The sequence below is a fragment of the Hominimerdicola alba 8 genome (genome assembly GCF_000178155.2).
GTDB lineage: Bacteria > Bacillota > Clostridia > Oscillospirales > Ruminococcaceae > Hominimerdicola > Hominimerdicola alba_C.
This window is the reverse complement of sequence record NZ_ADKM02000089.1, coordinates 1-22278: the sequence shown is the minus strand read 5'-3', so window position 1 is coordinate 22278 and position 22278 is coordinate 1. Positions and strand designations below refer to the sequence as shown.

Below are 22278 nucleotides of genomic sequence, written 5' to 3'. Positions count from 1 at the left end.
ACTGACTGTATGCTATAATAAAGTTAGTTTTGGTGAACTAACTTAAACGCGGTGAGATCCCGCATAAACCATAGCCTGTCCCGAATATACTGGTGACAGAAAGGTAAGGAAGGTAAACAGAAATGACATTGAAGGAACTGAAAATAGGCGGCAGTGCCGTCATAACAGAGGTCGGGGGCGAGGGCGCACTGCGTCAGCACTTCCTCGACATGGGCGTGATACCCGGTGCTGAGGTAAAGGTGCTGAAATATGCGCCGCTGGGCGACCCGATGGAACTGCTGATACACGGCTATTCGCTGAGCCTGCGGCTGGCTGATGCCGCGCAGATAAAGGTGACGGAACTTGATAAAGACATTGCGGCTGAGGTGGAAGAGCCGCACCGTAAGCACCGCGAACATCCCGGTCTGGGTGAGGGCGGCCGCTATCATGAAGCCCACCCCGAAAAGAACGAGCCGCTACCCGATGACACCAAGCTGACTTTTGCGCTGGTCGGCAATCAGAACAGCGGCAAGACAACGCTGTTCAACCGCCTGACGGGTTCAAATCAGCATGTGGGCAATTTTCCGGGTGTCACTGTAGACCGCAAGGACGGTCCGATAAAGGGTCACCCGAACACACTTGTCACCGATCTGCCGGGCATATACTCCATGTCGCCTTACAGCAGTGAAGAGGTGGTCAGCCGAAGTTTCGTGCTTGATGAAAAGCCGCGCGGCATCATAAATATCGTTGATGCCACGAATATCGAGCGAAATCTGTACCTCACCATGCAGCTTCTCGAAATGGGTGTGCCGATGGTCGTGGCGCTGAATATGATGGACGAGGTGACTGCCAACGGCGGAAGTGTGGATATAAACGAGATGGAAGCTATGCTGGGCGTGCCTGTGGTGCCTATCTCAGCGGCAAAAAATTCGGGCGTTGACGAACTTATCGACCATGCCGAACATGTCGCACGCTATCAGGAAGAGCCCATGCGTCAGGACTTTTGTGACGAGAACGACTGCGGCGGCGCGGTACACCGCTGTATACACGGTATAGCCCATCTTATCGAAGACCATGCAAAGCGTGCGGGACTGCCTGTCCGCTTTGCGGCAAACAAGGTCATCGAGGGTGATGAACTTGTGCTGAAACAGCTGGAACTCGATGAAAACGAACTTGAAACTGTCGGGCATATCGTCCTGCAAATGGAGAAGGAGCGCGGTCTTGACCGCAGTGCCGCCATAGCGGACATGCGTTTTTCGTTCATACAGAAAGTCTGCCGCGAAACGGTGAAAAAGCCCCGCGAGAGCATCGGGCATATCCGCAGCCGCAGGATAGACAAACTGCTGACAGGCAAGTTTACTGCCATACCGATGTTCGTGCTGATAATGGGTCTGGTATTCTGGCTGACTTTCGGAGTGATAGGCGCGGGCTTGCAGGGTCTTCTCGAAACAGGTATCGACAAGCTGATAGCCCTTGCGGATAAAGCAATGAAAGAGGCTGAGGTCAACGAAGTGATACACAGCCTGCTGGTGGACGGTGTGTTCGCTGGCGTGGGCAGTGTGCTGAGTTTCCTGCCGATAATAGTGACTCTGTTCTTCTTCCTGTCACTGCTGGAAGACAGCGGCTATATCGCCCGCGTGGCGTTCTTCATGGATAAGGCACTGCGCAAGATAGGTCTTTCGGGCAGGAGCATTGTGCCGATGCTGATAGGTTTCGGCTGTACCGTCCCCGCAGTCATGGCAACGAGGACACTGCCCAGTGAGCGCGACCGCAAAATGACCATACTGCTCACCCCGTTCATGAGCTGTACCGCGAAACTGCCTATCTACGCATTTTTCGCAGCAGCATTCTTCCCCGACAAAAGTACCCCGATAGTCGTGGCACTGTATCTGCTTGGCATCATCACAGCGATATTTGCAGCATGCCTGTATAAAGGGACAGTGTTCAAGGGCGATGCCGTCCCGTTTGTGATGGAACTGCCAAACTACCGTCTGCCTGCCGCAAAAAACGTTCTTCAGCTGTTGTGGGACAAGGCTAAGGATTTCTTGCAGAGGGCGTTCTCGGTAATACTTATCGCGACTGTTGCAGTCTGGTTCTTGCAGAAGTTCGATATGAACCTGCACATGGTCAAAAACTCAGAAGAGAGCATACTTGCCGCATTTTCGGGTGTGGTAGCACCTGTCTTCAAGCCGCTGGGTCTGGGCGACTGGCGCATCGTCACCTCGCTGGTGACAGGTTTCATGGCTAAAGAGAGCGTGGTGTCCACACTGGAAGTCCTTTTCACAGGCGATGTGACCACCGCCATGACCACGCTGGGTGCGGCGAGCCTGTTGGTCTTCTCTTTGCTGTATACCCCATGCGTTGCAGCTGTAGCCGCCGTAAAGCGTGAACTGGGCAAAAAATGGGCGCTGACACTGGTCATCTGGCAGTGCGCGCTGGCTTGGGTCATAGCATTGATAGTCCGCCTTGTGGGGTTGCTTATGGGAGGTGTCTGAATGAATGCAGCCGATATCATATTGATAGTTCTGATAACTGCCGCAGTCATCGGTGCTGTGGTGCATTGTGTCAAGAAAAAAGGCAGCTGTAACTGCGGCTGCTGCACAGGCAGCTGTCCCAACTGCAAAAAGTGAACAGCGTATGGGACATCACGTTAATATGATGCAAAATATGTGTAAATAGAATGTGAATAATATGAAAATATTAAACAACTCTCTCCGTACAACTTTTGCGGAAGAGAGTTGTTTTTTGCCGAAATGACGCTAAAAATTACTGACTATCAGTCAATATGCCCAAAACGGCGACATGATATTTGAGAAAAATCACATATTAACAAATTGACGGAATGGTGGTATAATTAGAATAGTTCATATTGTCTATTCTTGGGGGAGTGGTGCGTATGAAAAATAAAAAAAAGCTGCTGGGCACTGTGTTGGCAGCCGCACTTCTTCTTTTCGGCTGCGGTGAAGAACAGTCAGACCTTGTGGAGCAGGAACAGGTGCCTATCTCGCAGGAGGTAAATACGCCTTCGGAAGGTTTTTACTATGAGTGGGCAGGCGAAAAGATCACGCCCGAACTTGCAGCAGAAAAAGGCTGTATCATGATGGGCGACAACGGCACAGGTGCAGCCGAGTGGTGTGATTTTCTTATCGACCTAGCCGCTGATGCGACAGGCGAGATAACGATATGCACCGATGAATCTGTGATGCAGATAACCGAGAGCGCATCGGGCGGCACTGCTGTCGTGCAGGTGAAGAAGAAGTACAGCGGGCGGGTGATTTCATACGGGCGCATAATAAGCCCTGTTGAGGTCTGCTGTGTCAGGAATGAGGAGAGTGATACTCTCGATTATTACCTTAGTGATGTGCTTATAAACAGCATGCCCGCCGCAGGTAATGACGATCTCACAGATGTCCCCGCTGATTTTCAGTGTTTCCGCGTTTCTTCAGATGCCGCTGTTACTTTCCCCTATCAGAAGCATTTTTCTTCATTCGGTGATTTTGAGAGTTATTATGACCTCTATCATGACAGTCTGGGGCTTGATGAAGTCAGGCAGTCAATGTCGGGGTATAATGACGATGGCGGATTCAATACCCATATCGTCTTCCTTTACGGCGACATGTCGGCAAGTGACCAGAGTTATACATTCCTGCGGGCGGTGAAAGAGAACGGTACATTGACTTTCTATCTAAAACAGCAGGATCACAACAGTTCGGGCTCGGTTTCAAAATGGCAGCTGCTATGCTCGGTGCCTGGCGAGTACTTGTCAGATGTCGCACCCGATAAGGTCAAATGGGTAGTTTACGATGACCGTGAGTCGCGCGGGTAAATTACTTTCTGATAACTCTGTATAAAACTGTTGACAAAAACCTGCAATTGTGGTATATTGTAAATATAATGTTAAGAAACGAGGTGCGTCCTGATGAAAAAAGACGTTTTCGATTATGTATGGACTGATAAAAAAAGAACATTTCTCGGACTTCCGCTGTCCTTTACAAGATATTACCTGACCGAGTCAAAATTTATTACCCGCTCAGGCTTTCTCAGTGTGCAGGAGGACGAACTGGAGCTTTACAGGGTGCTTGATAAAAAGCTGGTGCTCACTGTGGGCGCCCGTATAGTCGGCTGTGGCTCGATAGTCATGAACGTGCGTGATGTCGATACGCCTGTAAAAGAGATAAAGTCGGTGAAAAATCCCAGAGAGGTAATGAAGCTGCTGGATAAGTATATAGATATGAACCGCGACAGATACCGCACCAGAGGTCGTGATTTTTACAACGGTTTTGAACCGCAGGGCGATCTCGATGATGACGGGATCGAAGGATAATTTGATGACATTTGGGGCTGTCGGCGCGGCAGCCCTTGTTTTTTGCAGATATATGTGAGGTGTGAGATATGCTGAAATGTCCCGTGTGCGGCAAAACAGTTTTTGAAGAAGCAGGCGATTACGACATCTGCCCTGTGTGCAGGTGGGAAAATGACAGCTTGCAGTGCAAAGACCATAACTATGCAGGCGGTGCCAATGACCTGAGTGTGAATGAATGCAGGATAGAGTATTTTCTGCAAAATAATGCCCGCACCGCAGGCAGGGCAAAAGCGCTGGCTGAGGACTATGCTTCGGCACTTAGGGAGATAATAGATAATTACAGCGGCAACGACCGCATGACTTCACCGGATGCCGCAGAAAATGAGCGTGCAGACTACGCATCTGCCCGCAAAAGCTATATGGATAAGCTGAACGGATTAATGCTTTTACTGCTTGAAAAGGAGGGCGGCGATGACATTTGATGACCTGACTGCACTGCCCGCCTGTGAGGACGAGATAAAGCGCATCGGCAAGTCTGTCTATATTTACGGCATGGGCAACGGCGGCGAAAAGGTGCTGAGATGGTGCGCTGACAGGGGAGTAGCCGTCAGCGGTGTTTTTGCCAGCGATGATTTTGTGCGCGGGCAGAGTTTCTGCGGGTATAAAGTGCTCTCACTGGCGCAGGCGGAAGAACAGTCGGGCGATATCACTGTACTTCTCGCTTTCGGTACCGAACTGCCCGATGTTATGGCGCATATAGATGCCATAGAAAACAAGCACTCCCTCTTCGCACCCGATGTGCCTGTTGCGGGCGATATCGCTTTCTCGAAAGCGGACTTTCTCGCCATTCGCGGGCGTGCCCTGTGTGTGTATGAAAGCCTTGCCGATGAACAGTCAAAGCGGGTGTTCATCGGGCTGACAGCCTACAAGATAACAGGCAGACTTTCTTATCTGCGGGATATCTTCACCGATGATGAAAAGCCGTCACCTCTGCTGGGGCTGGGCAAAGACGAAGTTTACTGCGATCTCGGTGCGTATAACGGTGATACCGTATTGCAGACCGTTTCGTCAGCAGGCGGGTGCAAAAAAATTTACGCCCTCGAACCTGAGAAGCGCAATTTCCAGAAGTGTGTAAAAAATTGTATCGATATCGACAACACTGTGTTCATCAATGCCGCCGCATGGTCACATGACTGCACGATGACTTTTGAGGGCGGGAGCGGCAGACAGGCAAGGCTGGGCGAAAAGGGAAAAGTCCTCACCGCCGCCAGAAGCCTTGACAGCGTACTCAGCGGCGCAGACTGCACCTATATCAAGTATGATGTTGAGGGCGCGGATATCCCTGCACTTAAAGGCTCTGCCAAGACCATAAAGCGCTGTCAGCCGAAGCTGTGCTGTGCACTGTATCACCGCTGCTACGACTATATCGATATACCGCTGTATATCGAAGAACTCTGCGGCGGGTATAAATTTTATATGCGCCAGCAAAGCTACTACCCCGCTTGGGAAACAGAACTGATAGCTATAAGATAAAACAAAAGAAAACACCCGCATGGGGTACGCGGGTGCAAACAAAAAAAGATATAGGGGAGAAGCTGACAGATAAATCTGCCAACTATATATGCAGGCTTGGGGTAAAAGCCAACATACCGAATTATGATCGCCGGTTTTTCTCCGACAAGTATAATATACTTGCTTAATGTGTTAGTTGTGTGAAAACCTATTGATTTGATTATGAAATTTTACAAAATATTGCCACTTTTTTGACAGGAGAGTGTTATCATGCCCAGATTTTTCGTTGAACGAGAAGATATAAACGACCACACCGCCCTTATTCGCGGGGCTGACGCTGTACATATAGGCAGAAGTCTGCGAATGCGGCTGGGTGACGAACTTACAGTCTGCTGTGAGGGCAGGGACTATATATGCAGGATAGATACCATCTCAGACGAGCAGTGTACACTTACAGTGCTGTCATCGGGCGAGGGACAGGGCGAGCCGAAGACCCGCCTGACCCTGTATCAGGCTGTGCCGAAGGGTGATAAACTGGACACCATAGTGCAGAAGAGCGTTGAACTTGGTGCGGCAGAGATAGTACCTGTGCTGACAGCAAGGTGCGTTTCGCGCCCTGATGAGAAGAGTTTCCGCAAAAAGCGCGAAAGGCTGTCGCGGATAGCTTTGGAAGCTGCCAAACAGTGCGGCAGGAGCATAGTGCCCGAAGTCGGTGAGATGATATCACTTGATGAATGCGCAAAGCGTCTTGGCAGACACGAAACGGGGCTTATCTGCTACGAAAAGGGCGGCTCACCACTTTCGGAGACAGTACCCGCTGATACAGGCGATATCGGTGTTTTCATCGGCAGTGAGGGCGGATTTGATGAAGAAGAGGTCGAAAAATGCCGCGCAAACGGAGCGAAAGTCATCGGTATGGGAAGCAGGATACTTCGCTGTGAAACAGCTCCGCTTGCCGCCATAGCGATCATAATGAACCTGACAGGCAACATGTGAAGGCGATCGTTAAATATATAAATGACAAAAATTTCAAGACATTCAGCGCTCACAGCCACAAAAAACATAGTGTCTGCGAGAACTGAATGCAGAAACAAATATGTCGTTTACTATAATTAACTGACGTAAATATTTTTAACTAAAAAAATATTTTTTAATAAGGGCTTGAATATCCGTTAAAGATGTGTTATAATATATTTGATGTCATGACTATTCCCATGCCGCACCGCATATGGTGTACTTACAAGCGTTTGCAGCGGTGTGTTATTGGTGCAGACACATTCAAGATGATAGTTGGAGGGAGTTACTTTTGAGTAAGGTCCTAATTATAGATGATGATGCGATGGCTGTCAGAATGGCAGGCTTTATACTGAAGAAAAAAGGTCATACCGCAGTCGGTGCGGAAAACGGCAGTGACGGCAGGGCGAAACTCTTATCTGAAAAGCCCGCGCTCACTCTGCTTGATATTGAGATGCCCGATGAAAACGGTTTGGACGTTCTTAAAGCGATACGTGCAGATGCCCTCACGGCAGATGCTAAGGTGTGCCTTATGACAGGCACTGTTGATGACAAGGTGCTTTCAGCCGCCGCTGAACTTGGTGCGCTGGGCTGTCTGGAAAAGCCGGTTCAGGCGCAGGCACTCGAAGATGTGCTGAAAAAAGCGGGTATCTGACAGAAAGGGGAGTTTTGACCATGAAAGACTATCTGATAGCTGTAGCCGATGACGATAAGGGCAACCTGAAAGTTGCAAAGCGTATACTGAGCATTTACGGGTACAGGGTAGACTGCCTTTCTTCGGGCGAGGAACTGCTTGAATATGTCAAAGGCATTAAGCCTGACCTTATACTGCTCGATGTGCATATGACAGGCATTGACGGTTTTGATACCATACACAAGCTGAAAGCTGACCACAGCGCAAGAAATATCCCCGTGATATTCCTGACTGCCGATGATGATGCCGAAACGGAAACAAAAGCACTTTCGGCAGGGGCGGCAGACTTTGTGGGCAAACCTTTTGTGGCATCTGTGCTGCTGCTGAGGGTAAAGAACACCATAGAACTGAACAAATTACAGACCGACCTCAAAAAAGAGGCGAAAAAACTCAGCGCTGATTTCCTTGAAGAACACCGCCGCAATGAAAGGCTGTCGATGCAGGTGGTAAAGGCTCTTGCGGGCGCGGTAGATGCTAAGGATAACTACACCAACGGTCATTCTACCCGTGTGGCGGAATATTCACGCGAGATAGCAAGAAGCGCGGGGTTTTCTGAAAAGGATCAGGATAAGATCTACATGATGGGGCTTCTGCATGATGTGGGCAAGATAGGCATGCCTGACAGCGTGATGAACAAGCCCACAAAACTGACTTCCGAAGAGTATGAACTTATAAAATCACACCCCGCAGTGGGATGCGATATACTTAAGAATATCACCGAGATGCCCGATCTTGCTGTTGCCGCTAAATGGCACCACGAAAGATATGACGGCACAGGCTACCCCGATGGTCTTAAAGGTGAGGAGATACCAAAAGAAGTGCGCATAATAAGCGTGGCAGATGCCTACGATGCAATGTCATCAAGGCGAAGCTACCACGATGTCTTCGCGCAGGAGTATATCAAGAGCGAGCTGATAAACGGCAAGGGCACTCAGTTCGACCCCGTTTATGCAGATATAATGCTCGAAATGATAGATGAAGATACCGAGTACAGCATGCGCGAAGACCCCGATGCCTACATGGTCGGTGATGACGGCTTTGCTGTTGAGCAGACAAACCGCAATGATGACAACGATTTTGTGTTCGGCTTCCTGTCGATGCTGGAAGCAGGCGGGCTGGATACAGCTGTCGGTATGAAATACTGCATGAACGATACCGAGTTCTACGCCGAGATGCTGACTGAATTCACTCGTGGTTCGGATGACAGGATAAGACATCTTGAAGAATGCGTGGCATGCGGCAATATCGAGCAGTACCGCACCCATATCCACTCGCTGAAAAGTTCTTCAAAAACGGTGGGCGCTATGGATATCTCCGAGCAGGCGAGGGTACTTGAAGAAGCCGCAAAAGCAGGTGACGGCAGGGCAGTCATAGACGGCACGCCCGCAGTCGTTGCAGACCTGCGTGCGATAGTCGGAAGCATACTTATGGCGATGTCGATATATGGTCTGACAGATTAAAACATAGAGGGGGCACATACGTGCTATGCTAATATAGTAGTTTTATGCCATAGTATTTCTGATTTACAGTCAGAAGTACTATGGCGTTTCTATTGACAGTACAGAGATGATGTGCTATAATTGTTACTGACAAAAATCGGAATTTAAATATATAGGTGAAATCAAGTGAAAAATCATAATATTGGTGAATTGATATTCAGCATATTCTTTGCCATTATTTCAATAGTTGGTTGTATATTATTGTTGATGGGAACATTTGGAAAATCAAATATTTCGTCGAAATATTCGGCTTTATGCTTTGCAGTATCTTTTGGTTCATTTGCATTGTATCTTCTAAAAAAGAAAAAAAAAATATGTTTTTTCTTCTTTATTTTATCCTTTCTATGCGCATTTTTAGTATGCAAATTCTGATTTAGCTTAGTAACAATAAGTACAATGCCCCTGAGCACTTTGAAAGGCTCAGGGGCAAAACTTCTATATGAGTATCATTCTTAAGCTGTCCCCTTAATTTTTTCATAAAATGCCGCAGGGTACTTGAAATTATGTGAAAAATGTTGTATACTATCCTTATCAGAAATAGTTCGTTTACAGTAATAAGAAACAAGAAAGGAAGGCTGAGTTAAATGAGCAAGGGTCTTAAAGTTTTCATCATCGTTTTCACTTCGGTGGTTGCCGCTGTAGTGACCGCTAATCTTGTGACCGAGATATTCAAGACGAAGCTGAACAAATACTATTCCGTAGAGAGATAACACATCAGCTGCCGATCCACGGCAGCTATTTTTTTAAGGAGATAACAAATGATATTCGACACCAAAGAAAGCACGATAGAGGTCGGCGGCATGTCCATCGACTATGTGGTATTCGGCAGGGGCAGTAAGCCGATGGTCATCATACCCGGTCTGACATTTAAGCGTCTGCGGGGCACAGGCATCACGCTGGCGCACATGTACAGGGACTTTACCGATGATTTCCGCGTTTATGTATTTGACCGCAGAAAAGATATACCCGATGGCTATTCTGTTGAGGATATCGCTGATGAGATATACTCTGCCATGAAAGCGCTGTCGCTAGAAAAAGCCTGCGTGTTGGGCGTTTCACAGGGAGGCATGGCAGTACAGTATCTCGCGATGGAGCACCCCGAAATGGTGGAAAAACTGGTGCTGGGTGTGACACTTTCGCGACCTAATCCCACAATGCGCGAAGCTGTGGCTGAATGGACGGCACTGACAGAAAATGGTGACCTTGAAGGGCTGGTCTTAAATTCCATGCGGCGCGGTTATCCGCCTGAGAAGTTCAATAAATTCAGGCTGATAATGCCCGCAATAGTCAAAGCAGGCAAGCCAAAAGACCCCACCGAGTTCATGCGCATGGCAAAAGCCTGCCTCACCTGCGATACCTACGACAGTCTGAATGAGATAAAATGCCCCACCCTTGTCATCGGTGACAGGCAGGATAATATAGTCACGGGCGAAGCATCGGTGGAAATAGCTGAAAAGATGGGCTGTGAATTGGTGATGTTTGACGGATACTGCCACAGTGCCTATGAGGAAAAGGCTTTCAATAAGGAAGTTTTCCGATTTTTCACAGAGCAGTCAGAAAACTAACGCACACCTCACAAAACGCTGTGTGATAATAACTAAAATATCCCTAAGGAGGATCTGAAATGTCTGATAAAGAGCAAAACTTCGGTGAACTTTTCAACGATGTGATAAATAACAGTGACCTTGAACTGCCTGCACTCAGCTATGATGAGGTACAGCTGGTCTACAGCCAGACCAAGCAGATCATCGGCACGATGGTGGAATACAAAGAACTGATGATGATGTATACCTGCGCTATCAAAGAGGTCAAGACGAAGTTCGATGTGCTGAATACCGAGTTCAACGTGCGCTACCGCCGCAACCCGATCGAATTTATCAGCACCCGTCTTAAGCGCACTTCAAGCATCGCTGAAAAACTGCAAAGGAAGAGTCTTGCCATGACTCCGAAGAACATTGAGGATAACCTCAGCGATGTGGCAGGTGTCCGCGTTATATGCGCCTACATAGATGACATCTATGCCATAGCAGATGCGCTGATAAAGCAGGACGACATCACACTCATCGCCCGCAAGGATTACATAGCTAACCCAAAGCCCAACGGTTACCGCAGTCTTCACCTTATAGTCAGCGTGCCTGTTTTCTTTGCGGAAGAAAAGCGCGATATGCGCGTTGAAGTGCAGATACGCACCATCGCGATGGACTTCTGGGCGAGTCTTGAACATCAGCTTAAATATAAGCAGGCAGTGGATAACGAGCAGGAAATTGTTGACAGGCTCCGCGCCTGTGCTGAGGTCATATCTTCCACCGACCGCGAGATGCTGAGCATACGCAGTGAGATAGAGCAGGCGGCAGATATACCGTCAGAGGACGATATCTTATTTGAGAAGATAAAGAATTTCGATGTTCCGATATACTAAACAATAAAGGCGATACCCGCGCGGTACCGCCTTTATTGTTTTTGGTGAAGCATTCTGTACTGCCGCCTTACCCTGTCTGCCGCCTTAGCGCGAATATCAGGGGGATCGGCTATCTCCAGCACAGGACCGTAGCTGAGGAGCCTTATCAGCAGGTCTGTTTCGTCTTTCTTGTCGTACCATAGCCGAACTGTCACCGTGTCCGAGCATTCTTCGCGTTCGGTGCGTTTTTCGTATGCGGCAAATTCCATAAGAAAGCGCTCGTCTGCCCGCCGTTCGGTGCTGACTTTTATGACCAGCGGTTCATCACAGCGCCCCGCATCGGTATCGCGCGGGAGAGTATCTATGCCGCCGATACCCTGTTCTCTAACACGCTCCACCCTTGCCAGATTTATCACAGCCGTCCTGCCGCCCGATGACTGACAGAACACCCTGAACTTGTCGTCCCGCTGAGAGTATTCCAGCTTGTACGGCAGACACTTCGTAATTATACGCCTGCCTTGTCTGCTGACAAATTCCACTTCGACCGCACGCTTTGCTTTGAGCGCCGCCAGTATCGCGCGGAAGTTTTTGCGGTATTCGGGGTCGGTGAAAGGGTCGCCGTCGCTGTACCTGTCTACATATCTGACCGCATCGGGCTGATACAGCGGCTCGACATCAGCCGTCCGCTCGCACAGTGCCGCCAGTTCGCGGTCATCGAGAAACAGGTAGATACGCGGGTCGGCCAGCTTTGAGCGAAGCCAGCGCTTTTGCAGAGCAGTCAGCACATGTGGCGGCTCGCTGACTGTTACGGGGTGGAGCACGCCTGCCTTGTCGCGCGACAAAAGCCCCCAGTCGGATCTATCATTCTGCGGCAGCAGCCTGCCTGTTAAAAACAGCCCTGAGTCGCGGAACCCTTCTTTTGCAACGATATCACGTACTTCCTTGTCGGTCAGCGCGTGCGCGGTCAACACCTGTGAAACGATGCGGAAATACGCCCCGTAAAGTTCACTGAATATCCTCATCGCTGTCACCTCCGTAAAGCTGGTACATTCTTTCAATGTCGCTGTAGAAACGCCTGCGTATACCCTCTGTGCCGCCCTCGATGCGTTTGATGCGCCCGATGAAAGTTTTCACCCATTTCATGGCTTCGTTGGGGTCACAGACATCAAGCGTGACAGTGAACTCGTTCTCGCCCGTCTTTTCCAGAGTTCCGCACCGTTTTTCACGCCTGAGCCGTTCAACGATGAACTGTTCTTTCTCTTCATCGGCTGATATGACCAGTCTGAGTGGCTCGGCGCCCTCGACCTCGTACAGCGACACACCGAAACTGCGCTTTATTATCTTCCTGTACCGCGCCATCACATCGTCAAACTCTTCAAAGACCCCGCCGACTTTCGGCATGGGCATGTAGTCCAGTCTGAAAGAGAAGAACCTGCCGCTTTCGGGTAGCCACGCCGCTAAAAAGCGTCTGCCCGTCTGCACCGAAGAAAGTACCTGAAGCGGCACAGCTGCAATTTCGCCCTTTTCTTCCCTGATGCGCGAAAAACTTTTTATCGTTATGGTGCGGTGTTTTTCCATAGCGTCAAGCACTGTCAGCATGACTTCGTCCTCCAGCGCGTGAACTATGTAGTAGTGTTTCATAAAGAACAGCTGATTTTTCAGCCCCAGCATTTTTAGTATGCTGTTGCCGACCAGTCCGAATTCCTGCGTTTCAGAGAAGAAACTGACCGCATCTATAAGACCCTCACTGTCCAGCCAGTCCTCTGCAAAATCACCGCTCAACCTGAAAAATACCGACCTGCCCCGCTTTTCGCTGAGCATTATGCCCTCTTCTTCATACTCTTTCAGCTTGTTGCGAACCGTCTGTTCGTCAAGCGAGAACTGAAAGCCTTCATATAACATGTCAGTCAGCTGACGGGCTGTGTACTGTTCGCCGTCGCACATTATGTCAAGCAGAAGAAAGTGGAGCCTTATGTCATTGTCGGTGAAACTGCGTGTGTAGAATGCCTGATACAGCGGATTTTCCGCTATCTTATCCGAGTCCACCGAGATAGCGACCTGCTTGCCCCTGACCGAGTCATCATATACCAGATAATCGCCCAGCCAGCTTTCGACTCTGCGCTTTTCGTCATCATAAGTGCGGGCGCTTTTCTTGTCGAAATCGTTCCTGACTTTGTAGCCGTAAATAAAGAAATCCCGCACATAATCGCGGGTCTTCTCAAAATTCTTTATAAGTTCGGAAAATCCTGCCATTATCGCACCTCCTGACTGTCATTCTACAACGGTTATCTTGTATGTTCAAATGCAGGCATATAGCCGAAGATGTGCTGTGCCGCCCATGCTGAAAGGCTGTTTGATGCGGTGTGTCAGCGGGATAACCATAAAACTATTTCCACATCTCGCCCAACATAGTCACCACAGGCAGTGTCAGACCGCTCAGCAATGTCGTCACCGCGAAAAACTCAGAGCAGCGCTCAGGGTTCTTGTCATATTGTATCGCAAACATCGTACCTGTTGTAGCTACAGGGCAGGCAGATGCTATCAGCACGACCATCTGTACCATGTGCGGCGCGGGGATAAAGTGCAGCAGTGCCATCGCAGCCAGAGGAAGCACCGCCAGTTTCAGCGTGGCAACAATGTAAAGACCGCTGTTTTTGAGCGCTTTCACCACGTTTGTCTGCGCCGCCGCCGAACCTGCTATCAGCATAGCCAGCGGAGTGTTCATATCGGAAACATATTGCAGCGATGTGTGCAGAAAATCAGGCAGACGGATCTGTAACAGGTAGAATATCAGCCCGATGAACACCGCCACCACGCTCGGTGCTTTCAGCGAATTGAGGAAAGACTTCATGTCCTTGCTGCCCTTCATCGTCATCAGCCCGTGTGTCCATATAAGTATGTTGAACAGTGTGATGTAAGCCGTCAGATAAAGTACGCCCTCGGCACCGTAAATGCCCCTGATAAGTGGTATGCCGATGAATCCGCAGTTAGAATACACCGCTGAGAACCTCTCAAGGTCATGTTCGGGACGCTTCTTCTTTATCAGTAGTGTAGAAAGTCCTATGGTCACCGCAAATGAAAGCCCCGACAGCAGAAATGACCACAGCAGTCCCCTCAGCAGTTTGCTGCTGTAATCGCTCTGATATGACATGAATATCAGCAGCGGGTTGACGATGTGAAGTGCCACCGCCGAAAGCTGCTTGTTGCCCTCTTTCGTGATAAGCCCTTTCATGCTGCACCCGAAACCGATCAGCAGTATTATGAACATTATGACTATCTGCCTTAATATCACCATTCCTGCGTCCAAAAAAATTCCCCCATTCAAAAAAATGTCTTGACTATTATATAACATCTTTATGAACTTTTCGCCCGAAATATCTTAATATGTGGTTATCCAGACGACACGCTGTAAGGCAGGCAATAAAAGAAAAAGCCCGCATCAGCAGACACGGGCTTGATTTATCGAAATATCAGTCGCTCAGAGAATCGAACTTGTCTTCAGCCAGATCCTTCAGTTCGTCAACAGCGTCAGAAGCTGCATCAGCAACATCGGAAGCGATCTTCTCAGCCTTTTCAGCTGCGTTCTCAGCAGCCTCGCCTACCTTGTCAGACAGGTCAACATCTTCAACAGCATCTTCTACCTTATCCAGATCCTCCTCAGGGGTGGTATCATCATCGATGCAGTCATCAAAATCGTCGTCCAGATCCTCGTAGTCATAATCCTCGAGTTCCTTACGCTTCTTATAAGCCATAACGGCAGCAGCACCGCCTGCAACAGCTGTTATAGCGAGTAAAGCCTTTAATACATTTCCCATTTTGAACACTCCGTTTCTAATCTAATATAATATCTCTAAATCATTTGGATTTCAGATTATTGTTAGTATACCACAACCTGTCATAAAAATCAAGGGACGCGGCGATGTTAGCTATAATTTTCGGCAATTTGTTTAATTTTAATCGACTTTTTGTAACAACTCGCCTATTTGCAGGAAATTAATTCTAATTTTTAAATCAATACACTTACACAATATTCGCAGCGGACAACTTTGCAGAACTGAAAAAACTCGTTTTTTGAAGAGCGGCTCACTTCATGCTTATGCAGAGTTTGTCCAATTCCTTTATGCTTCCGTTGAAAAAATTCATATCGATATACTTTTCGTCACCGTTATATCCATCTAATTCCTCTGTGTCGGTGTACTGCCAGAAAGTCCAGTCGTTGTGAAATGGTCTGAAATACACATTCCTCTCCCATAAAAGACAGCCCTCAAACCCGGTTTTATAGAGCCTGTAGGAACTACCTGTGCAGTAGATGACAGGCTTCACACCATACTTTTCTTCCAGACTGTCTATCATGTCTTTCAGTTCGGGAATGACTTCATCTGCTGACTTTGGGTGTTTCAAATATTCGCCGTAAGGTTCAACATCTATAACAGGCGGAAGCATTCCGTCGGTCAGCCACGTTTCTTCCAGTGCGGCTATGAAGTTTTCTGCCTGCGAACTGCCCGAACTGTCAAAACTGAAAAAATGGTAAGCGCCCGCATACAGCCCCGCGTTCCTTGCGCCTGTGAAATTATAGATGAACTTCTCGTCAATAAAGCTGCTGCCCTCTGTGGCTTTAACGAATACAAAGTCCATATTTCGGGATAGTTTGTCCCAGTCTGCATCTCCCTGATAAGAAGATATATCTGCACCGACCACACCTTTCGGGTGGTTCAGCCTGACGGTCTTTGAAAGTACCGCCCCGGCGAAGCCCCCGCCGATGACCAAAGTCAGCGAAAGCCCGATGATAAGCCTTCTTAGGCTTTTCTTTTTCATTTCGGTCACCTCTTTGTGCTGTAATATCATAGCACGCAGACTAAAAATTGTCAAGTGTGACCTATAGCAATCCGCCTTAAAATTCAGACAAAATCCAGTCACAAAACCCATAAATCCCAGCTTTTGCGACTGGATTTTGTGAATTTAAAAAGTTGGATTGCTATAGTTTTATATTGCAGACTTATCTCATGCCTGAAAACAGTGTCCGCCGATGCTCATACTCGGCAAAAGATGTGAGATCAGGCAGTTTGGGGTGCCACGAAATCTGCTGAACTGATATCACGCAGCTTTTCTCTTGACCGACTTCTGACTGCTTACCCGCAGACCGCGCCTTGCGTTGCGTGCGTTTCTTTCGGCATCACGGTCGTCAAGTTCGTTCAGCTTTTTGCCCGCTTCCTTTCGAATGTCGGATATGCGTTCCAGTTCGAGCGCGAGCAGGGCGCAAAGTCCCATCACGCACAGTATGAAAGTCCTTGCGGGTGACACTGTAGCCGCCCATATCAGCCCGCCCGCCAGTAACAGACCGCCTGTCACGCTTGCGAACCACCCCTCTCTTGTCGAATACTCGTTGATGACCAGAACTATCGCCGCAAATATTATGCTCATCTCACATTCTCCCTTCTGCGCTTTGCGCTGTGTTGTGAATGTATTATAGCACATATTTTTTGATTTGTGGTAACTTTTTTTGGACAGCACTTCTTTTTTGCTGAAATCTCGCTTTTGGGTATATTTTTTGTACAGTAAAACAAATGTTCTGAACAGCGAGGGGGTTTTATTGTACAAAAAAGAGCGTACCCCTAACGGATACGCTCAGAAATGTTTTATCACTCAGCTTTGCTGTCAGCAGCGCTGTCGGCGGGGAAAGGTTTACTGCTGCCCTCTTTAGGGGATCTTGCCGCTGCACTGCTTTCCTCACCGCGAAAAGCCGAAAGATCCTGCTGCAATACGGTGATCTCGTTTTTGCCGAGCCTTGTGCGCAGCCATGCTGATATGGCAGAAAACTCATTATTGTCCAGTTCTTTGGTCACAAACAGTGTAACTATCGTTCTGCTGCCATTTTCATCGGGAGATATGTATATCTCCGACTCAGCTGCCGCAGCACCCGATATTTTCGGAGATATGGCAGTCAGTTCCGCACTTATCTGCGCAACATCTATCTTGCTTGCCGCAGACTTATCAAGCTGTTTATGCAGTTCTTCGATCTCGGTCTTAAGCTGTTCGTTCTCGGCAGACAGTTCTTCGTTCTCCTTTATCGTCAGTATCTCGTCAACGTTTGGTTCTTCCTCGTCGCTGTCATATTCTGCCAGCAGTGCCTTGACTTCGTCAGCAGTGATGCCGTCCTTGACGGCAGTCTGGTTTATCTTCAGGCTGTAGCTTTCCAGCTTGTAGTCGGTCAGCTTTTCTTCGAGTTCTTCCTGACGGGCGGGAGTTATCTCTTTGCCTATCAGTGATATCTCGATGACTTTATCGTTTATATCCACCGTCTTCTGCACCACCTGTGTGCCATCAAAAACAAACTCGTTCTTGATGAATGCTTCCGCACTTGAATTTTCTATGGTGTCCTTGATCTGGTGGTAAGCGAAATATATGCTCGGTATCATCGTGATGACGGCTACGACTGCGATAGATCGGTGTATCTTGGCAAGCTGTTTCTTGTCAAGTTCTTTGAACTGAGGTACACGCAGGTATTTAAGCACTATTACAGCCGTCACGCAGATGAAAAATCCGTTGATGAAAAACAAATACAGCGCACCGCTGAAAAAAGCTAAGTTTTTGTGCGCCAGACCGTATCCTGCCGTACACAGGGGCGGCATCAGCGCAGTGGCTATGGCGACACCGGGTATTACATTGCTCTTCTCTTTGCGTGTCTGACCGATTATACCCGCGAAACCGCCGCTGACGGCTATCAGCACATCGTAGATGGTGGGGCTTGTGCGTGCCAGAAGTTCGCTTGACGGCGCATTTATCGGTGATATCGAAAAGTATACGAATGATGTTGCGATGCTTATGAGCATCTGTATAGTCAGCCTGACTGCCGAGAACCTCGCCAGTGTCAGATTATTTGTGGCGATGCCGTAGGCTATCGCGATGATACTGCCCATCAGCGGTGATATCAGCATCGCACCGATTATCACAGCGGTGGAGTTTGTATTCAGTCCCACCGATGCCACCAATATCGCCATCATAAGTATCCATGCGTTGGTGCCCTGTAACTTTGCGCCGCTGACGATAGTGTTTTCTATCTCATCGCAGCTTGCCATGTCGCTTCTCAGGTTGAACATCGAAGAGAGCACCTGTGAGTTTCTGTCGTTAGTTTTTGCCATTACAGGCATCCACTCCTTACATCTGTAAATATAAGTACATAAAAAAGTACATATTCACCCCGCTGCTGCCGCCTGTTAAGGTATCGGAATGGCGGTGCATTTTCCTGCTGATATAAACCAGATTATCAGTTTTTCCGATCTTTACAGTCGGGAGCCTTGTGAAATTATTCTAATATTTTCTGAGTCTTCTGACATAAGCAAAAGTTTTGCGTTCGCCCTTATCTTTGAGCATGGTCAGCAATTTTTCTATCAGTTCGGAAGTTTCGGGGTGTATCATTCGGGTATTTTTGCCGCGCATGAAGTAAGCCAGAGCCGAACCGTCATTATAATCGTCTTTCATGTATATCTTGCTTGCCGCGACCCTGTCACAGAACATCTCCTTGACATATCTGAGCGGCATTTTCACAGGGCTCATGACCCTTGTGACGGGGTCGTAATCAGTCCAGTATTCAAAATGATGCTTGTTCCTGCCCTTATGGTGCATCCATGCAAGCGAGTAGCCGTAGCTGTCGCGCTCGCCCTCGTGGGGGGAACGTGTGCCCTGATAATATTTTACGCCCAGTGAAAATTCTTCATAGGAATATTTTGACAGGTCATGAAGAAGACCCTGCAGAGGTATGCCTGCGCGGAAGCAGTTTTTCATGACCTCATGCCGATGGCGTGTAATGGTCTTAAAATGTTTTACAGCATTTGAACGGGTACGGTCGTCCATATAAAAAACTCCTTGATTTTCGTGAAGGTTTTCGCAGATCTCGCGTATTATAAGCGCATCTGCTATACATTATAACAAATTTTCAGTGATTTGTAAAGGGAGATCTATGCTTTTTTGAAGGTAAATCTTTTCAATATTTTCGCATATATTTTGTTTGGCTTTCACATAATTATCATAAAAGGAGAGTATCATATAACCAAGGTCAAAGGAACAAGAAAAGACCGAAAAAATTACAAGACAATAACTTTTTTTCATATATTTTTTTCTCCAATTTCTCCACCTCTTCTTTCGTTCTGCCATTGCTTCTGCTTTGGCGGGACGGAGGAAAGCAGGGCAGGATAACAAACGAAATCCTCATATTTTTTCTTCATATATACTTCTATACTTCGCAGAAAGCCTCGACATCAGTCGGGGTTTTTTGTTTTATATGCCTATTGTGACATATCTGCATAAATGTGAGGGCGAAGCCGTCGTTTCTGCCGAAAAAATGTTTTAATTGGCTGTTTTTCTATTGATTTGTTGTAAAAAATGTGTTATAATGTGGTTGGATAAACATGTTCAAAAAAGGAGGACAAAACCGATGGAGGTCATGAATAACCAATACAGATGCGAGTTCGTATCATATAAGATAAGTGAGGACATTTTAGCTGAGATATTTGCGGCTAACGGCATTATGGGCGCGAATTTTGAGAGCGGGTACGGCGTCAGGGTGACTAAAACTGATGACGGCATAATCTTCTCGCGTGACGGCGAATGCGGTCTGCCAAAGCTGATATTTACGGCTTGGGGCGGTGATGTGTGCGAACTTTCACCCGAAGCTGCTGACGCCCTTGACAGGCTTGTATGTGGGCCGTCGGCGGAAGACAGGACGGACTGCCGTCAGTACAGATGTGCGTTTACGGGCAGTTCGGCGGATAAGATGGCGTTCCTGTCGGGACTTTTCGGCAAGACTGATATAGGTGCGCGGCTGGATATCACCGAGATAAGGGCTTCAAAGTGCGGTATGACAACGGGCTTCGGCGTGTTCGGACTGGAGAAGAAATGCTATGTCGGCGGCAGGCTGAGCGGGTGGCAGCTGAATATTGTCGGTGAGAGCAGTGAGGAAAAAGCTGTTCTGCTGCTTAAAGACGGTGCGCTGACTGTGCGCGACAGGGGAGATGCTTTCTGTTGGGACGAAAGTACGCTTGTTTCGGCTGTAAAGTACGCCGATAAGGTTGATTCGCCGAAGGGTCTGACTGCTATAAAAGAGATAAGCTGTGCGGATATCGGAACGTTTGCTGTGCCGAATTCAGTATTGACCATAGCGGGTGGTGCATTTGCGGGCTGCGGAAGATTGCAGAAAGTCTGCGTTGGCAAACCGAACGTACTGCTTGGTAACGGTTTTGTGAACGGCGGCGTGGTGTTGGCAGGCGTTGCGGGCGGCAGTGCTGAAAAATATGCGGCTGAGAACGGTCTTGGCTTTGAGTTGATGAATGTCACTGAACCTGCGCCTTTTGCCTTTGAGATAGCTGACGGTGTATGGCTGGCGGCGGCAGAAACTTCCGTTTACAGGAAGCAGAACGGCGAACGTGCCGAACTGAGCGATGTATTCTACATGCCCGATGGCAGGGCTGACGACTTTGACTGTGAGATACTGCTTTTCAGCGAGGAAGCGGCTAGGCAGTCGGGGGTAGCGGCACAGCTGGAAGGTTTTGGTGAACTGCTGGACAGCGAAACTGTACGTAACGACCGCAACGGCTACATAAAGGTTTCAGCGCGAAGAGCATCGAACGGCGCATATAGTGTCAGCCTTGAAATAGAACATGACAGCGCTGTGATAATAATTCACACCGAGCAGATGGGCGCAGGTGAAAAATCCGAAAAGGCACTGTACAGGCGTTATTGCGAGGTGGGTGACAGCATAGTCTTCGGTGGAATACCTGCGGCTGAAACTCTGAAAAAGCCCGATTATGACATGGGTGAGAGCGCCGAAGAGGTCACCGAGCCTGTGGCTGGTGGAGTTCCCGAAGCTGAGGTCACCGAACCTGTTGTTGAGGTAGTTCCCGAAACTGAGGTCAACGAGCCTGTGGCTGAGGCAGTTCCCGAAGTTGAGGTCACCGAGCCTGTTGTTGAGGTAGTTCCCGAAGTCGAGGTCACCGAGCCTGTTGTTGAGGTAGTTCCCGAAGTTGAGGTCAACGAGCCTGTTGCTGAGGCAGTTCCCGAAGTCAAGGTCACCGAGCCTGTGGCTGAGGCAGTTACCGAAGTCGAGGTCACCGATCCTGTGGCTGAGGTGCAGAGCATAAAGCTGGTGCGCGGCGCAAGATTCGACCTGAGCGGCTACAATGACAAGATGCTGGTCATAGACATGGATTATCAGGCTGAACAGGGGATAGATATTGACGGATATATCTTCCTGCTGGCGGCGAACGGAAAAGTACGCAGTGATGCCGACTTGGTGTTCTTCGGGCAGAAGGCTTCCGTTGACAGGGCGGTTAACAATCACCCGTCAAAGACAAGATGCTTTACGGTCGAACTGAGTAAGCTGGACGCTGATGTAAGCAAACTGGCTGTTGCTTTTGCGATATACGGCGACAATGCAGAGCAGATATTCAGCTGTGTCAGCAAGCCTGTGGTACGCATAAGCTGTAATGGTCAGGAGATATGCAGTTACGAAGTCGAGGGACTGAAAGATGAAAAGTCGGTAGTGGCTATTGAGATGTACAACAAGAACGGCTGGAAACTGAGGACAGTCGGACTGGGCTACAAGGAAGCACTCAAGACCCTGTGCGGAAGTTACGGGGTAGAGGTGAACAGCCAGTAGTTCACCACGCTTTCACAAAGCACACATAATGCTCTCACCACTCTTTCGTGAATGCCCGAAAATGACCTAAATTTGTAATTTTGACCCGCCTATTTTGTAATAGATTTACTATTGACAGGCGGGCAAAATTATGATATATTTAGGTTGCATATCAAAGATAAAAGTCAGCGGCACCTGTGGGAGGTAAACGGCTGACGGTCAGACTAAAAAAAGATAATGACAATATAT

At 48.4% G+C, this 22278-nt stretch carries 21 protein-coding genes; 13 read left to right on the top strand and 8 right to left on the bottom strand.

All coding sequences use genetic code 11. The annotated features are described in order from the left end of the window. Positions 1-122: 122 nt before the first annotated feature. The 12 genes from feoB (at position 123) to CUS_RS10145 (ending at position 11420) form a co-directional block, all read left to right on the top strand. Entirely contained in the window at positions 123-2474 is a 2352-nt protein-coding gene (feoB, locus tag CUS_RS10195) for a ferrous iron transport protein B (RefSeq protein WP_002850343.1), read from the top strand. Then, entirely contained in the window at positions 2475-2609 is a 135-nt protein-coding gene (locus tag CUS_RS20665; protein WP_002850323.1) for a hypothetical protein, read from the top strand. It begins immediately after the preceding gene. Positions 2610-2875: 266 nt separating this feature from the next. Further along, on the top strand, positions 2876-3805 hold the full coding sequence (locus tag CUS_RS10190) for a hypothetical protein (RefSeq protein ID WP_002850302.1): 930 nt from the start codon (positions 2876-2878) through the stop codon (positions 3803-3805). Between the two features lie 93 nt (positions 3806-3898). Beyond that, positions 3899-4303, top strand: a complete 405-nt coding sequence (locus tag CUS_RS10185; protein WP_002850318.1) for a PH domain-containing protein — start codon at positions 3899-3901, stop codon at positions 4301-4303. A gap of 68 nt (positions 4304-4371) precedes the next feature. Further along, positions 4372-4764, top strand: a complete 393-nt coding sequence (locus tag CUS_RS10180) for a CPCC family cysteine-rich protein (protein WP_002850306.1) — start codon at positions 4372-4374, stop codon at positions 4762-4764. Further along, complete coding sequence (locus CUS_RS10175; protein WP_002850324.1) at positions 4754-5815, top strand: FkbM family methyltransferase; 1062 nt, start codon at positions 4754-4756, stop codon at positions 5813-5815. Before CUS_RS10180 ends, CUS_RS10175 begins: the two co-directional genes overlap by 11 nt. Before the next feature lie 249 nt (positions 5816-6064). Continuing rightward, the gene (locus CUS_RS10170; protein WP_002850298.1) at positions 6065-6790 is read left to right on the top strand and encodes an RsmE family RNA methyltransferase; all 726 of its coding nucleotides are present in this window, start codon (positions 6065-6067) and stop codon (positions 6788-6790) included. Positions 6791-7100: 310 nt separating this feature from the next. Next, positions 7101-7463 (top strand): response regulator, encoded by a 363-nt coding sequence (locus CUS_RS10165; RefSeq protein ID WP_100084571.1) that lies wholly within the window; start codon positions 7101-7103, stop codon positions 7461-7463. Between the two features lie 20 nt (positions 7464-7483). Beyond that, entirely contained in the window at positions 7484-8962 is a 1479-nt protein-coding gene (locus CUS_RS10160) for an HD domain-containing phosphohydrolase (protein WP_002850334.1), read from the top strand. Positions 8963-9585: 623 nt separating this feature from the next. Further along, positions 9586-9711: a hypothetical protein gene (locus CUS_RS20660; RefSeq protein ID WP_002850326.1), complete on the top strand. Its 126-nt coding sequence runs from the start codon at positions 9586-9588 to the stop codon at positions 9709-9711. Positions 9712-9759: 48 nt separating this feature from the next. Next, positions 9760-10566 carry an alpha/beta fold hydrolase gene (locus tag CUS_RS10150; protein ID WP_002850319.1) on the top strand — a complete coding sequence of 269 codons (807 nt, stop codon included), beginning with the start codon at positions 9760-9762 and terminating at the stop codon, positions 10564-10566. Between the two features lie 59 nt (positions 10567-10625). Beyond that, entirely contained in the window at positions 10626-11420 is a 795-nt protein-coding gene (locus tag CUS_RS10145) for a GTP pyrophosphokinase (RefSeq protein ID WP_002850297.1), read from the top strand. Between the two features lie 32 nt (positions 11421-11452). On the opposite strand, the gene CUS_RS10140 is transcribed toward CUS_RS10145, so the two are convergent. From CUS_RS10140 to CUS_RS10105, 8 genes are all read right to left on the bottom strand, one after another. Next, positions 11453-12421 carry a WYL domain-containing protein gene (locus CUS_RS10140; RefSeq protein ID WP_002850346.1) on the bottom strand — a complete coding sequence of 323 codons (969 nt, stop codon included), beginning with the start codon at positions 12419-12421 and terminating at the stop codon, positions 11453-11455. Next, positions 12405-13652 carry a WYL domain-containing transcriptional regulator gene (locus CUS_RS10135; RefSeq protein WP_002850320.1) on the bottom strand — a complete coding sequence of 416 codons (1248 nt, stop codon included), beginning with the start codon at positions 13650-13652 and terminating at the stop codon, positions 12405-12407. The genes CUS_RS10140 and CUS_RS10135 overlap by 17 nt, the downstream gene beginning before the upstream one ends. 133 nt (positions 13653-13785) lie before the next feature. Then, complete coding sequence (locus tag CUS_RS10130) at positions 13786-14706, bottom strand: AEC family transporter (protein ID WP_227945328.1); 921 nt, start codon at positions 14704-14706, stop codon at positions 13786-13788. Positions 14707-14869: 163 nt separating this feature from the next. Then, positions 14870-15214, bottom strand: a complete 345-nt coding sequence (locus tag CUS_RS10125) for a hypothetical protein (RefSeq protein WP_002850313.1) — start codon at positions 15212-15214, stop codon at positions 14870-14872. 268 nt (positions 15215-15482) lie between these two features. Next, positions 15483-16214 (bottom strand): glycoside hydrolase family 25 protein, encoded by a 732-nt coding sequence (locus CUS_RS10120; protein WP_037277055.1) that lies wholly within the window; start codon positions 16212-16214, stop codon positions 15483-15485. A 279-nt stretch (positions 16215-16493) separates the two neighbouring features. Continuing rightward, positions 16494-16820 carry a hypothetical protein gene (locus CUS_RS19820; RefSeq protein ID WP_157769519.1) on the bottom strand — a complete coding sequence of 109 codons (327 nt, stop codon included), beginning with the start codon at positions 16818-16820 and terminating at the stop codon, positions 16494-16496. 218 nt (positions 16821-17038) lie between these two features. Beyond that, positions 17039-18538, bottom strand: a complete 1500-nt coding sequence (locus CUS_RS10110; protein ID WP_050792224.1) for a DUF389 domain-containing protein — start codon at positions 18536-18538, stop codon at positions 17039-17041. A gap of 169 nt (positions 18539-18707) precedes the next feature. Continuing rightward, positions 18708-19250 (bottom strand): DUF5662 family protein, encoded by a 543-nt coding sequence (locus tag CUS_RS10105; protein WP_002850337.1) that lies wholly within the window; start codon positions 19248-19250, stop codon positions 18708-18710. Between the two features lie 580 nt (positions 19251-19830). Between CUS_RS10105 and CUS_RS10095 the strand changes: the two genes are divergently transcribed. Continuing rightward, positions 19831-22050, top strand: a complete 2220-nt coding sequence (locus CUS_RS10095; RefSeq protein WP_002850310.1) for a TerD family protein — start codon at positions 19831-19833, stop codon at positions 22048-22050. The last annotated feature ends 228 nt before the right edge of the window (positions 22051-22278 follow it).

What these genes read in the sequence shown, in the direction of transcription:
- feoB (WP_002850343.1), top strand. Translation starts at nt 123, where the DNA reads ATGACATTGAAGGAACTGAAAATAGGCGGCAGTGCCGTCATAACAGAG.
- CUS_RS20665 (WP_002850323.1), top strand. Translation starts at nt 2,475, where the DNA reads ATGAATGCAGCCGATATCATATTGATAGTTCTGATAACTGCCGCAGTC.
- CUS_RS10190 (WP_002850302.1), top strand. Translation starts at nt 2,876, where the DNA reads ATGAAAAATAAAAAAAAGCTGCTGGGCACTGTGTTGGCAGCCGCACTT.
- CUS_RS10185 (WP_002850318.1), top strand. Translation starts at nt 3,899, where the DNA reads ATGAAAAAAGACGTTTTCGATTATGTATGGACTGATAAAAAAAGAACA.
- CUS_RS10180 (WP_002850306.1), top strand. Translation starts at nt 4,372, where the DNA reads ATGCTGAAATGTCCCGTGTGCGGCAAAACAGTTTTTGAAGAAGCAGGC.
- CUS_RS10175 (WP_002850324.1), top strand. Translation starts at nt 4,754, where the DNA reads ATGACATTTGATGACCTGACTGCACTGCCCGCCTGTGAGGACGAGATA.
- CUS_RS10170 (WP_002850298.1), top strand. Translation starts at nt 6,065, where the DNA reads ATGCCCAGATTTTTCGTTGAACGAGAAGATATAAACGACCACACCGCC.
- CUS_RS10160 (WP_002850334.1), top strand. Translation starts at nt 7,484, where the DNA reads ATGAAAGACTATCTGATAGCTGTAGCCGATGACGATAAGGGCAACCTG.
- CUS_RS20660 (WP_002850326.1), top strand. Translation starts at nt 9,586, where the DNA reads ATGAGCAAGGGTCTTAAAGTTTTCATCATCGTTTTCACTTCGGTGGTT.
- CUS_RS10150 (WP_002850319.1), top strand. Translation starts at nt 9,760, where the DNA reads ATGATATTCGACACCAAAGAAAGCACGATAGAGGTCGGCGGCATGTCC.
- CUS_RS10145 (WP_002850297.1), top strand. Translation starts at nt 10,626, where the DNA reads ATGTCTGATAAAGAGCAAAACTTCGGTGAACTTTTCAACGATGTGATA.
- CUS_RS10140 (WP_002850346.1), bottom strand. Translation starts at nt 12,421, where the DNA reads ATGAGGATATTCAGTGAACTTTACGGGGCGTATTTCCGCATCGTTTCA.
- CUS_RS10135 (WP_002850320.1), bottom strand. Translation starts at nt 13,652, where the DNA reads ATGGCAGGATTTTCCGAACTTATAAAGAATTTTGAGAAGACCCGCGAT.
- CUS_RS10125 (WP_002850313.1), bottom strand. Translation starts at nt 15,214, where the DNA reads ATGGGAAATGTATTAAAGGCTTTACTCGCTATAACAGCTGTTGCAGGC.
- CUS_RS10120 (WP_037277055.1), bottom strand. Translation starts at nt 16,214, where the DNA reads ATGAAAAAGAAAAGCCTAAGAAGGCTTATCATCGGGCTTTCGCTGACT.
- CUS_RS19820 (WP_157769519.1), bottom strand. Translation starts at nt 16,820, where the DNA reads ATGAGCATAATATTTGCGGCGATAGTTCTGGTCATCAACGAGTATTCG.
- CUS_RS10110 (WP_050792224.1), bottom strand. Translation starts at nt 18,538, where the DNA reads ATGGCAAAAACTAACGACAGAAACTCACAGGTGCTCTCTTCGATGTTC.
- CUS_RS10105 (WP_002850337.1), bottom strand. Translation starts at nt 19,250, where the DNA reads ATGGACGACCGTACCCGTTCAAATGCTGTAAAACATTTTAAGACCATT.
- CUS_RS10095 (WP_002850310.1), top strand. Translation starts at nt 19,831, where the DNA reads ATGGAGGTCATGAATAACCAATACAGATGCGAGTTCGTATCATATAAG.